The 11,707-nt window shown below is 77.4% G+C and carries 11 protein-coding genes; 4 read left to right on the top strand and 7 right to left on the bottom strand.

Annotation, left to right across the window (positions count from 1 at the left end; all coding sequences use genetic code 11):
• Positions 1-58: 58 nt before the first annotated feature.
• Positions 59-961 (bottom strand): CPBP family intramembrane glutamic endopeptidase, encoded by a 903-nt coding sequence (locus ACI8AD_RS12875; RefSeq protein ID WP_456870924.1) that lies wholly within the window; start codon positions 959-961, stop codon positions 59-61.
• 324 nt (positions 962-1,285) lie between these two features.
• Between ACI8AD_RS12875 and ACI8AD_RS12870 the strand changes: the two genes are divergently transcribed.
• The 3 genes from ACI8AD_RS12870 (at position 1,286) to ACI8AD_RS12860 (ending at position 3,571) form a co-directional block, all read left to right on the top strand.
• Positions 1,286-2,254 (top strand): ABC transporter ATP-binding protein, encoded by a 969-nt coding sequence (locus ACI8AD_RS12870; protein WP_456870923.1) that lies wholly within the window; start codon positions 1,286-1,288, stop codon positions 2,252-2,254.
• Complete coding sequence (locus ACI8AD_RS12865; protein WP_456870922.1) at positions 2,251-3,063, top strand: hypothetical protein; 813 nt, start codon at positions 2,251-2,253, stop codon at positions 3,061-3,063. The genes ACI8AD_RS12870 and ACI8AD_RS12865 overlap by 4 nt, the downstream gene beginning before the upstream one ends.
• 133 nt (positions 3,064-3,196) lie before the next feature.
• On the top strand, positions 3,197-3,571 hold the full coding sequence (locus ACI8AD_RS12860) for a response regulator (protein ID WP_456870921.1): 375 nt from the start codon (positions 3,197-3,199) through the stop codon (positions 3,569-3,571).
• On the opposite strand, the gene ACI8AD_RS12855 is transcribed toward ACI8AD_RS12860, so the two are convergent.
• From ACI8AD_RS12855 to ACI8AD_RS12845, 3 genes are all read right to left on the bottom strand, one after another.
• Positions 3,521-5,641 carry a hypothetical protein gene (locus ACI8AD_RS12855; RefSeq protein WP_456870920.1) on the bottom strand — a complete coding sequence of 707 codons (2,121 nt, stop codon included), beginning with the start codon at positions 5,639-5,641 and terminating at the stop codon, positions 3,521-3,523. The two genes, ACI8AD_RS12860 and ACI8AD_RS12855, sit on opposite strands and share 51 nt — an antisense overlap.
• Positions 5,638-6,972, bottom strand: coding sequence for a GAF domain-containing sensor histidine kinase (locus tag ACI8AD_RS12850; RefSeq protein WP_456870919.1), 1,335 nt, complete (start codon positions 6,970-6,972; stop codon positions 5,638-5,640). The genes ACI8AD_RS12855 and ACI8AD_RS12850 overlap by 4 nt, the downstream gene beginning before the upstream one ends.
• A gap of 84 nt (positions 6,973-7,056) precedes the next feature.
• Complete coding sequence (locus ACI8AD_RS12845) at positions 7,057-7,734, bottom strand: response regulator transcription factor (RefSeq protein ID WP_456870918.1); 678 nt, start codon at positions 7,732-7,734, stop codon at positions 7,057-7,059.
• Between the two features lie 333 nt (positions 7,735-8,067).
• Between ACI8AD_RS12845 and ACI8AD_RS12840 the strand changes: the two genes are divergently transcribed.
• Positions 8,068-8,748 carry a hypothetical protein gene (locus tag ACI8AD_RS12840; protein ID WP_456870917.1) on the top strand — a complete coding sequence of 227 codons (681 nt, stop codon included), beginning with the start codon at positions 8,068-8,070 and terminating at the stop codon, positions 8,746-8,748.
• A 588-nt stretch (positions 8,749-9,336) separates the two neighbouring features.
• On the opposite strand, the gene ACI8AD_RS12835 is transcribed toward ACI8AD_RS12840, so the two are convergent.
• The 3 genes from ACI8AD_RS12835 to ACI8AD_RS12825 form a co-directional block, all read right to left on the bottom strand.
• The gene (locus ACI8AD_RS12835; protein ID WP_456870916.1) at positions 9,337-9,912 is read right to left on the bottom strand and encodes an alpha/beta fold hydrolase; all 576 of its coding nucleotides are present in this window, start codon (positions 9,910-9,912) and stop codon (positions 9,337-9,339) included.
• A 67-nt stretch (positions 9,913-9,979) separates the two neighbouring features.
• Entirely contained in the window at positions 9,980-10,849 is an 870-nt protein-coding gene (locus ACI8AD_RS12830; RefSeq protein WP_456870915.1) for a CPBP family intramembrane glutamic endopeptidase, read from the bottom strand.
• A gap of 75 nt (positions 10,850-10,924) precedes the next feature.
• Positions 10,925-11,707 carry an ABC transporter permease subunit gene (locus tag ACI8AD_RS12825; RefSeq protein WP_456870914.1) on the bottom strand — a complete coding sequence of 261 codons (783 nt, stop codon included), beginning with the start codon at positions 11,705-11,707 and terminating at the stop codon, positions 10,925-10,927.

Genomic DNA, 11,707 nt, shown 5'->3' with positions numbered 1-11,707 from the left:
CGGTGGCCGCCGGGCGGGAGGGCCGGGGCGGGTACGCCCGCCCCGGCCCGGGAGCCGATCAGCGCGGCGACGCCTCGAGCTCGCGGCCGTACTGCCGGGAGAGCCGGCGGCGGGCGACGACGGCCACGGCGACGGTCAGGAGGACCGTGGCGACGAGCATGCTGATCGCCCGCATCTGGCCGTCGAGGAACTCGGCGGCGATGCCGTTGTCGTTGTTGGTGCGGTTGAAGACGCTGTGCAGCAGCGCGACGAGCAGCAGGCTGCCGCCGGTGCCCCGCCGCACCGCCGCCAGCAGCGGCCGCACGAACACGCCGAGCAGGAAGTAGCTGACCAGCGCGCCGAGCAGCACGCCGGGGGTCACCTGCTGGTCGAGGAAGAACTCCAGCGGCACGTGCACGACCGCGAACGGGACGGCGACCAGCAGCGCGGCGACGTACCAGTTGTGCCGCCGTTCCAGCCGGGTCTGCAGCACCCCCGTCCAGGCCGTCTCCTCCCAGAGGTTGACGAGCACGAGGTTGACCAGCAGCAGGCCGGCCTGGCTGACCAGCACCGGCACGACGTCGACCGGGCGCAGCTCGTCGCCCATCGCGGCGCCCAGCGCGATCGTCAGCACCGGCAGCGCGAGCAGCACCGTCAGCCACCAGCCGGGGTGCACCCGCCAGCGGAACGCGCGCCGGAACAGCGCCCGCACGCCCGCGCTCCCCTCGGTGACCCCCGTGACGTAGACCGCGGCGGGCAGCAGCGCCAGCGCGATCACCACGCCGGTCAGCTCGTCGGGGGCGATGCCCAGCACCTCGTGGAGGTCCCCGCCCGGCAGGTGGCCGTGGTAGGCGAGCCCCCAGAGGGTGACCAGCGCGTAGGACAGCCCGATGGCGAGCACGAGGAACACGGTGAGCGGGCGACGCCGGGTCAGCCGGTGCAGCCGGCCGCGCGAGGGAGCGACCTCCGTGGTGGTGGACATGAGGGACCCGTCCGTTCGTCGAGCAGGAGCAGTGGCCCTCCCAGTGGAGGGCCGGCGGTGCCGCCGCCACGATCGGGACAGGCGCACGGTCGGGGGCGGGGAACCGACCCGCCGGGTCCGGGCCGGCGGGCGGTGCGCCCGCCACCACCCGGGCGGCCACCCCTCCCGCGGCACGGCGGCGCACCCCCGCCGGGGAGGCGACTGGCTCCCTGGGACGCGGACCGCCGCGTGCCTCTACTGGATCGGCCGCGTCCACCGGCCGGCCCCGGTCCCCCGGGGAGGCGGGACGCGGAGCCCCGACCCCCTCCCCCAGCGAGGCCCCCCGTGATCGACGTCCGCCACCTCACCAAGCGCTACGGCACCCGCACCGCCGTCGACGACCTCAGCTTCACCGTGCACCCGGGACGCGTCACCGGGTTCCTCGGCCCCAACGGCGCGGGCAAGTCGACCACGATGCGGGTGGTCCTCGGGCTCGACCGCCCCGACGCGGGCACCGCGCTGGTCGCCGGCCGGCCCTTCGCCGAGCACCCGTGGCCGCTGCGCTCCGTCGGCGCGGTGCTCGACGCCAAGGCCGTCCACCCGAACCGGACCGCCCGCAAGCACCTGCTGGCCCTCGCCGCCACCATCGGCGAGGGCGCGACCCGCGTGGAGGAGGTGCTGCGGCTGGTCGGGCTCACCGAGGTCGCCGACGAGCGCGCCGGCACCTACTCCCTCGGCATGAGCCAGCGCCTCGGCCTGGCCGGCGCGCTGCTCGGTGACCCGCAGGTGCTGGTCCTCGACGAGCCGGTCAACGGCCTGGACCCCGACGGCGTCCGGTGGATCCGGTCGTTCCTGCGAGCCCGGGCCGACGAGGGGCGCACCGTGTTCCTGTCCTCGCACCTGATGAGCGAGATGGCGCAGACCGCCTCGCACCTGGTCGTCATCGGACGGGGCCGGCTGATCGCCGACACCCCCACCGACGACCTGCTCACCGGCGCCACCCCGTCGGTGCAGGTGCGCACCGCGCAGGCCGACCGGCTGCGCGCCGTCCTCACCGCCCGGGGCGCGCAGGTCGACCCCGACGGCGACGGCCGGCTCACCGTGCGCCACCTCGACGCCGACGAGGTCGCCTCCCTGGCGATGGAGCACCGGGTGGTCCTCACCGAGCTCACCGCCGGACGGCAGTCGCTCGAGGACGCCTTCGTGGAGCTCACCGCCGGGGCCGTCGAGTACGGCCAGGACGGCGGGGAGCGCTCTCCCCACCCCGCCGGACCCGGCGTCCGGCGGGCACCCCGAGAGGACCCCCGACCGTGACCACCCCACTCGCCGACACCGCGCCCACCGGGACGGGCCGGCTGTCGCTGGCCCACGTCCTGCGCGCGGAGCGGATCAAGCTGACCAGCCTGCGCTCCACCTGGGCGCTGCTGGCCGCCGGCGCCGCGTTCACCGTGCTCGCCGGTCTGACCAGCGTGTCCTCGGTGGTCTGGCAGGACGGGGAGGGACCGCCTCCCGCGGGGTTCGACGCCGTCGCCGCCACCACGACCGGGGTCAGCACGCTGGCCTTCCTGGCCGCCGTCGTCGGCATCCTGCAGGTCACCGGGGAGACCACGACCGGGCTGAGCCGGGTGACGTTCGCGGCGGTGCCCCGGCGCGGGCTGGTGGTGGCCGCCAAGGCCGCCGCCCTGGCGCTGCTCGTGGCGCCCGTGACGGCGGTCGCCACGGCGGTCACCTTCCTCGCCGGCCAGGCCGTCCTCGGCACCCGGGACCTCGCGGTCCCGGTGCTGTCCCTGGACGCGCTGCAGGTGGTGCTCGGTGCGGCCGGGTACGCCGTCGCCGTCGGGGTCCTCGGCCAGGTGCTGGCCTGGCTGCTGCGCAGCACGCTCGGCGCCGCGGCCGCGCTGCTGGGGGTGCTGGCGGTGCTGGCGCCGCTGGTGGGGCTGCTGCCGGCGCGGGTGGCGAACGACGTCGTGCCGTTCCTGCCCGGGGAGGCGGCGGCCGCGCTGATGGGCGCCGATCCCAGCGGCGGGTCCCTGTCCGCGGCGGTGGCCGCGCCGGTCACCGTGGCCTGGTGCGCCGCCGGGTTGCTGCTGGCCGGGCGTGTGCTGCGCCGCCGGGACGGCTGAGCGCACGCACGGGCCGGGCGGCCCGCGCGGCGAGGGCGGCCATCCCCCCGTCGACCGGGGGGATGGCTCCCTGGCGTGCCGGGCCCGGTGCGGACACGCTGGCGGCTCGGAGGTGGCGGGCGAGGTGGCGGGCATGGCCAAGGTGCGGGTCCTGGTCGTCGACGACCAGGAGCCCTTCCGGCGGGCCGCCGGCGCGGTGGTCTCCGCGGTCGAGGAGTTCGAGCTGGTCGGCGCGGTGGACAGCGGGGAGGCCGCCGTGGACGCGGTGGCGGCCACCCACCCCGACCTGGTGGTGATGGACGTGAGCCTGCCGGGGATCAGCGGCCTGGAGGCCACCCGCCGGATCACGACCGGGCCGCACACCGCCGGGACGCGGGTGCTGCTGGTGTCCACCTACGACGTGCAGGACCTCGACGACGTGTCCGCCTGTGGCGCGGGGGGCTTCCTCAGCAAGGTCTCACTCGACCCGGACCGGCTCCGCGCCGCCTGGCACGACCTCCTCGGCTGATCGCGGGGACGGGACCGGCAGGTCGAGCAGGACGGTCACCTCCCCGTCCGGCGCCCGGTCGCTGCGCACCGTGCCGTCGAAGACGGCCAGCCGGTCGGTCAGCAGCCGGGACCGGCCCGCCGGCGTGTCCCCCGCCGCACGGCCGACGACCGCCACCCGGGCGACCCGTCCGGCCCCCTCGGCGGTCAGCTCGACCGACCGGACGGCCGGCAGCTCATCGAGCAGGTCCACGGTCGCGAAGTACAGGGTCGACTCCAGCCGCGGGTCCAGCCGCCGGTCCGACCACCACTCCGTCGCCGTGACCCGGGCCGCCGGCCGGGCACCGCGCAGGTGGGTGGCCAGCGCGGCGGGCAGGCCGCGCCGGGCGAGCTGGGCGGGGAAGACCCCGCGGGTGACCGTGCGCAGCGCGTCGACCGCCTGCTGGGTGCCGGTCAGCAGGTCCTCCAGCGCGGCCCCCGTCCCCGGGTGGACCGGGGAGGTCGCGAGCCGGCGCAGCGCCGCGGGCAGCGGCTGCAGGTGCGGCAGGACCACGTGCTCGACGGCGGCCTCGAAGCGGGTGCGCTCCTCGGTGCGGGCGGCCAGCAGCCGGCGGCGGGAGGCCTCCAGCTGCCCGGTCAGGGTGACCAGCTCGGCCGCGCGCGCCGAGAGCTCCGCCCCCAGGCGCACGTTGCCCACGGCGTGGCCGACCTGGGCGACGAAGTCGGCCAGCAGCTGCCGTTCCAGGGTCCGCAGCCCCCGTCCGGGCGGCATGGTGACCGCCACCCGGCCCACGACCTCGCCGCGGTCGGCGACGACCGGTGCCGTCCAGTCCGGGGCGAGGGGCTCCCGGCCGCTGCCGTCGCTCCACGTGGTCGCGGCCGGCCACCGGTCCAGGGGTGCCGCGCCCGGGACGTCGAGCCGCACCACCGCCGCCCCCACCGCCCGGCCGATCGCCCGGGCGACGCCGGCGAGCATCTCCTGCGGGTGCGGGACGTCCTGCAGCTCCCGGGTGAAGTCCGCCAGCGCGACGTAGGGATCGGCCTGCGCGCCGTAGACCAGCCGGGTCGCGAAGCGGGCGGCGCGGCTGCGCAGCGGCTGCAGCAGCAGGGCCACCGACGCGGTGAGCAGCACGGAGGTCAGCAGGCCGGGATCGGACGCCGACCACGGGCCCGGGCCGCTGACCACCACGACGGCGACGGCGTACAGCACGGTGGCGCCGCCGGTGAGCAGCGCGAGCACGATCGCCCGGTCGAGCACGACGTCGACGTCGAAGAGCCGGTGGCGCAGGATGCCGATCCCGGTGAGCACCGGCACCGCGGCGTAGCCGGCCATCAGCGGCAGGGGCGTGGACCAGGCCGGCAGCTGCAGCCACTGCGCCGACACCAGCGTGGCTCCCCCGGTGACCGCGAGCAGCACCGTCGCGAGCGTGATCCACCACAGCTGCTCGCGCGTGCGCCCGTCGCTGTGCCGCAGGCGGGAGAACAGCGCGGCGGCGGCCACGACGACACCGCCGGTGACCAGCGCGTACGAGGGCAGCAGCAGCGCCTGCACGAGCGGGTCGTCGGGTGCGGGCACCTGACCGGCGTCGTCCACCCGGCCGGTGCCCACGCGGGCCACCGCGACCGCGTGCAGCAGCACGCCGAGCGCGAGCACCCACACCCCCCACGACCAGCGCCCGCGCGGCCACCGCCCGTCGGGCGCCAGCAGGAACAGCCACCCCAGCAGCGCCAGGGTCGGGAAGGCACCCAGGTGCAGCCCCACGGCGATCGCCCCCGGCCCGCCCGGGACGTCGCCGAGGTCCCCGCGGACGGCCGCGACGCCGTAGGCCTGGGCGGCGACGCCGAGCTCGGTGAGCAGCTGCCCGACGACGAACAGCCACCCGATGCGGTGCCGGGGGTGCCGCGAGACGACCAGGGCCCCGATCACCGCCCCGGTGACGGCGCCGACGTCGACCAGCGGGAAGCCGGCGGTGACCGCCTCGGCGCTGCCCAGCCGGTCGGAGGCGGCGAGCACGACGACGCGCAGTCCCGCGAGGGCCGCGGTCAGGCCGGCGAGCAGCCACGCGAGGCGGATCCCCGGGCGGACCCTCACGGCCGGTCCGCGCCGGCCGGCGGGACGGGCACCTGCACCGTCACGGTGGTCCCCCGCCCGGGCCGGCCCTCGACCCGCACCGTCCCGCCGAGGGCGGTGGCTCGGCCGCGCACGCCCCGCAGCCCGGTGCCCCTCCCGGCGCCGCCGGCCGTCCCGTCGGGGAGCCGCCCGCTGCCGTCGTCGGCGACGGTCAGGAGCACGCCCGCGGCGGTCGCGTCGAGGTGGATCCGGACCCAGGACCCGCCGGAGTGCTTGACGGCGTTCTGCAGCGCCTCGGAGGCGCAGTAGTAGACCGCGGCGGCCACCTCCGCCGGGCACGGGACCGCGGCGGCGACGGTCACCGTCGTGGGCACCGGCGCGGTGACCGCGAGCCGGCTCAGCGCCGCGGGCAGCCCGTCGGCGAGCAGGGTCGCGGCACCGAGGCCCCGCGAGAGGGTGACGAGCGTCTCGATGGCGGCCTCGGCGGCGTCGGCCTGCTCGGCCAGCACCCGCTGCGCGCGGGCCGGGTCCGTGCCGAGCAGCCGGCGCGCCAGTCCGAGGTGCACGCTCAGCGCCACGAGCTGCTGCTGGGCGCCGTCGTGCAGGTCGCGCTCCAGGCGCCGGCGCTCGACGTCGGAGGCGGTCACCAGCTCGGCCTGCGCGGCGCGCAGCCGCCGCGCCTGCCCGGTCAGCTCGTCCACGCGAGCCTGCAGCTCGGTCTGCAGCTGCGCCCGGGCGAGCAGCAGGCCGGCCTGGCCGGCCAGGCCGGTGAACAGGCGCAGCTCGACCGCGGTGAGGGGGCGCCCGGGCCGCTCGCGCACCCGCAGCACGCCGAGCACCTCCCCGCCGTGACCGACCGGCAGGCTGTGCACGCCGGCCCGGTGCTCGGCCGCGGGCGGCGGCGGCAGCGGGTCGGTGGCCACCCCGGGAGGCCAGCCGGCCACCAGCCGCGGCTCGCCGTGCACCAGCAGCCAGACCTGTGTCCACGCGGCGGCCGTGCCCTCGGCGAGCACCCGGGCCATCCGCCCGGTCATCTCGCGCACCGACGCGCTGCTGCCCAGCCGCTCGGCGAAGCCGGACAGCAGCTCGTACGGCTCGGGCACCGGGCCCGCCAGCCGGCGGGCGACGGCCGCCTGCACGCGACGCCGGGCCGGCTCCAGACCGACGGCGACCACCGCGGTGGCCAGCAGCGCCAGGCCGGAGCGCGCGGTGCCGGTGCGCCCGAGCAGCAGGTCGCCGCCGACCACCACGACCAGGTACACCGCGAGCACGCCGGCCGCGGTCAGGACCCAGCCGACCGCCGGCGCGACGCCGGCGCGGCGCGTGCCGGCAGCTGCCGGGGCTGGGGGCATGGGCGGGAGTGTGGCCGCCCCGCAGCGGGCCGGGGAGGGGGTTGCCCGCACCGCGCCGGGGGGACGGCCGCACTCCCCGTTCGCTCAGCGGGGCTGCGGCTGGCCGCCGGCCTCCAGGAAGGTCAGCACGGCCGCGACCCGGCGGTTGAGGTCGCCCTCCTCGCTCAGCCCGAGCTTCTGGAACAGCGCGGTGATGTGCTTCTCGACCGCCCGCTCGCTCATGTAGGCGACGCGGGCGATCGCGGCGTTGCTGCGGCCGGTCGCCATCTGCTGCAACACCTCGAGCTCGCGGTCGGTCAGCCCGGCCAGCGGGGACCGCTCGCCGGTCGAGCGGCGCAGCAGCCCCTCGACGACCTTCGGGTCCAGCGCCGAGCCCCCGGCCGCCACCTCCCGCAGCGCCCGGACCAGCTCCTCGACGTCGGAGACGCGCTCCTTGAGCAGGTAGCCGAGCCCCTCGACGCCGTCCTCCAGCAGCTCGAAGACGTAGTCGGGCTCCACGTACTGGGACAGCACCACCACGCCGGTGCCCGGGTGGGCGGCGCGGATGCGCTTGGCCGCGACGATGCCCTCGTCGGTCAGCCCGGGGGGCATGCGGATGTCGGTGAGCACCGCGTCGGGCCGCAGCTCGTCGACCCGGCGCAGCAGCGTGTCCACGTCCTCGGCGACGGCGACCACGTCGACCTCGTCGGCCGTCCCCAGGAGCGCCGCGGTGCCCTGCCGGACGAGGTAGTTGTCCTCGGCGAACACGACCCGCAGCGTCATGGCGGGAGGGTAACGAGGGGGCGGCCGGCCGTCGGCGCCCTCGGGCGCCCGTTCCGGGGCCGCCGACACGGTCGACGGCTGCTGGTCCTGGGCGGTCACGGGAGCTCCTCGGGCGCGGTGCCGGTCCGGTCGCTGCCGAGCGTCGCCGCCGGCCGGCACCCCCTCCAGGGAGCTGACCGCCCGGCGACCGGAGGCCGGCCGAGCCCACGGGTGCGGGAACCCGCCGCCGACCGGGTGGCCCACCGGCTCCACCGGCTCCTCCCCCGTTCCTAGCGTCGGCGCCGCGGTCCCCCGGTCGGCGGGCGGGCCACGACCCGACCCCGAGGAGCTCCCGTGGACACCCTGACCGCCCCGCACCCCACGACCGCGCCGCCCCGCGCCCGGCGGCCGCTGCTCGCCGTCCTGGGTCTGGTCCTCGTCGTCCTCGGCGGGCTCGCCGGGACGGCGGGAGCCGGCGTCCTCGCCGCCTTCGGGACCGACGGCACCGTCGACACCGGCCCGTTCCGGCTGTCCACCTCCTCCGCCGCCCTCGTCAGCGAGGCCTCGCGGGTCGACGACGTCAGCCGGGTCGCCGCCGTCACCGGCGGGCTCGACCTGCGGCTGTCGGTGACCGGCGGGGACCCGTCCACGCCGGTGTTCGTCGGGATCGGCCCGGCCGGTGACGTCGAGGGGTACCTGGCCGGCGTGGCCCACGACGAGGTCAGCGGGCTGGGGACCTCGACGCAGGCCGTGGACCCTCAGCCCGGCGCACCCGCCGCCGCACCACCCGGTGGCCAGCCGTTCTGGGCGGCTTCGGCCGACACCGCGTCCTCGGGGGTCCTGACCTGGCACCTCGCCGACGGCGACCACCGGCTCGTCGTGGTGAACGCCGACGGGTCACCCGGGGTGGACGCCCGCGTCGACGTCCAGCTCGTGCTCGACGGCGCCTTCCCGGTCGGCGTGGCGCTGCTCGTCGGCGGCGGGGTGGCCGCCCTGGCCGGCGTCGTGCCGCTGGCGCGCGCGGCGCGCCGGTGAGGGCCCCGGTGGTCCCCCGCGTCGAGCAGGTCGCGCAGCAGCGTGGCCCGGGTCGCCGGGTCGACGACGACCTCGACGGCGAAGGCCAGGGCGCCCAACGCGGCCAGCCACGCCGCGACCTGGGCCAGAGCGCGTGTGAGGACCACCGCGGTCCCCTCGCCGCCCAGGGCGATCACGGCGTCGGCGGGCGCACCGGTCCACTCGGTCACCACGTGCAGGTCGAGCGTGACCAGGCCGAGGGCGAGGAAACCCCCGAACAGTGCGGCGCCGAAGCCGAGCACCTCGTAGGCGACCCGGGCGGTGACCCGCCTGCCGGTGCGCCGGTCGAGCGGCGCAGACAGCGTGCGCCGGACCCCGACGGTCGCGACGACCAGGGCGCCGCCGCAGGTGACGGTCAGCAGCACGACCAGCCGCGGCAGCGGGAGACGACCGACGTGGCGCCAGGTCTCAGCGGTGACGAACAGGACCAGGAGCAGGCCCAGCAGCAGGCGCAGCTCGCGGGCGGTGACGAGGACGACGTCGACGCGCCGCGGCCGCCCCGCCGGCCGGTCACGGGCCGACCCACCCCGTCCCCGGGCCGACACCGGGTCACGTCCCTGCTGGACCGGGGTGCGGGAGCCGGCCCAGGAAGGCCCGGACGGCGGCGGCGTACCGGTCGGCTCGGGCGACGGAGGCAGTCTGGCCACCGGAGAAGGTCCGCACGGTGGCGCCCGGGTACAGCCGTCGCACCGGCTCGAGCGCCGTCCCGCACCGCTCGTCGCCGGTGGCCTGCAGGAGCAGCACCCGGCCGGGCCACCCGGCCAGGTCGGCGGGGGCGGACCGCGGGAGCGCGGCCGTGTCGGCCAGGACCATCGCGCCGAACCGGTGCGGGGCACGGCGGACCAGAGCCTGGGCGACCAGTCCGCCGGACGAGGTGCCCCAGGCCACGGCGGTGTCGACGTCCTCGGCGTCCAGGATCGCGAGCAGCCCTCCGGCCGACTCGTCGAGGTCGGTCGCCGGGAGACGGGTCACCGACAGCACCCGGTGGTCGGCCTCCATGGCGGCCAGGTGCTCGAAGGACGCCTCCGACCGGCCGGTACCGCCGGGCAGGTGGAGGAGGGCCGGTGAGCCGGATCCGCCGGTCAGGTACTCCCAGGAGGTCGCGCCGATCCGGAGGCGGCGCACGGGGTGCGTCACACGGAACCGCTCCAGTCGCTCGTGCGCGCTCGGCGCCCCCCGGCACGGACACGGCTCACCGGTCACGGTCGGTCCCCTCCCGGGCCGGCCGGACGCTCGCGGCCCCGTCACGGGAGCGCAGGCGCCGGACGGCCAGGACGGCGGCGGTGCACAGCAGCAGCGCGACGTCGCGCTGCCAGCCGCCCTCGACGGCGTCCAGGTCGCCCGCGGTGTTGAAGGCGGCGTGCAGGACACCGACGGCCAGGATGCTGCCGCCGGTGGACAGCAGGACGCAGCCGGCCAGCAGGCGGAACACCAGGGCCACCACCAGCAAGCCGCCTGCCCCCAGCACGACCTCGCCGACACCGGGACGCCCGTCGAACAGCAGCGGCAGGTGCAGCGCCGCGAAGGGCAGCGCGGTCAGCGCCGAGCCGGCCCACAGCCCGTGACGGTCCACCAGCCGGCGCTGCACGAAGCCGGCCCAGGCGGTCTCCTCCCACAGGTTGAGCAGGAGCGTCCCCCACAGCAGCGTCGAGACGGCGAGGTCTGCGGCGAAGCGCCCCCAGCCCGCCCCGGGCCACACGAGGGTGCCGGTCACGGCGGCCAGGCCCAGGGTGGTTCCCGGGATGCCGAGCAGCACCAGCAGCGCCCACGTCCAGCCGATCCGCCAGCGCAGCACGCCCGCGAACAGGCGGCGCACGCCGGGGCGGCCGTCGGCCAGCCAGGTGACCGCCACCGCGGGCCCCAGGAGGCCGACGACGGTGGCGGCCAGCAGGAACGGCTCGACCGGGAGACCGGCCACCAGTGCCGTCCCGAGCGCCGTCCAGCCGGTGCCGAGCGCTCCGACCAGGAACGACGTGACCGGCCGACGGCGGGCGAACCGGCGCAGGGGGCCGCCAACAGCCGGCTCGGTCCCGATCCCGGCGGGCATCTCCGAGGTGGTCACGGTGCACCTCCCGTCCGCGGACGACCCGTCCCCCGCCCGGCGACCGGGCCGGGGCACAGGCCGTGCCGGATCCGCTCAGGTCCCGATGTCACGCCGGGTGAAGACGGCGGCGCCCACGCCGACCAGGACGGCTGTGGCCGCCAGCAGCGCCAGCGCCCCGCCGGGCTGGACCCCGTGGGCCAGCGGGTCGCCGCCGAGGTACCAGTGGAACGGCGACAGGTCCCGGGTCCAGCTCAACGCGTCCACCTGCGGGAGGACGCTGTTGGCGAGGTAGGCGAGCACGACCACGCCCGCGCTCACGCCGAGCGTGACCGTCCTCCTGCCGGTGGCGGCCCCGACCGCGAACGCGAGGGCGGCACAGAAGCCACCGAACAGCGCGAGGTGCAGGTCCATGGCGGCGAGTTCTGCTGCGCTGATGCCGGAGAGGTCCACCGCGCCGGACAGGGCGAGCATCGCCAGCCACAGCCCGACGGCGACGACGACGGCGCCGACCAGGACCGCGGCGATCCGCTGCAGCGCCAGCTGCCGGCGGCTCACCGGGTGGGCCAGCACCAGGTCGAGGGTGCCGGCCTCCTCGTCGGTGCCGACGATGCGCGTGCCCCACGCGGTCATGGCGACCGCGACGAGCAGCGGCAGCAGCATCCCGTAGACCGAGCTGCCCAGGTAGCCCTCGGGGCTGGTGAGCTCGTCGACGTTGAACGCCTCGAGCAGCGCCCGGGGGTAGGCGGCCACGGCCTCCTGCACCTCCGGGGTGCTGATGGTCGGCCAGAAGGCGGCGTACACCACACCGACGACGGCGATCGCCACGGTCCAGCCCGCCAGGGAACGCCGGGCGTCCCAGACAGCCTTCCCGAACAC

Source organism: Geodermatophilus sp. SYSU D00766, from assembly GCF_054049915.1.
The sequence above is the reverse complement of the archived record's forward strand: the minus strand, read 5'-3'. Positions and strand labels throughout refer to the sequence as shown.

Coding starts and splice junctions, on each gene's coding strand:
- ACI8AD_RS12860 (WP_456870921.1), top strand. CDS start 3,197: ATGGCCAAGGTGCGGGTCCTGGTCGTCGACGACCAGGAGCCCTTCCGG.
- ACI8AD_RS12850 (WP_456870919.1), bottom strand. CDS start 6,972: ATGCCCCCAGCCCCGGCAGCTGCCGGCACGCGCCGCGCCGGCGTCGCG.
- ACI8AD_RS12845 (WP_456870918.1), bottom strand. CDS start 7,734: ATGACGCTGCGGGTCGTGTTCGCCGAGGACAACTACCTCGTCCGGCAG.
- ACI8AD_RS12875 (WP_456870924.1), bottom strand. CDS start 961: ATGTCCACCACCACGGAGGTCGCTCCCTCGCGCGGCCGGCTGCACCGG.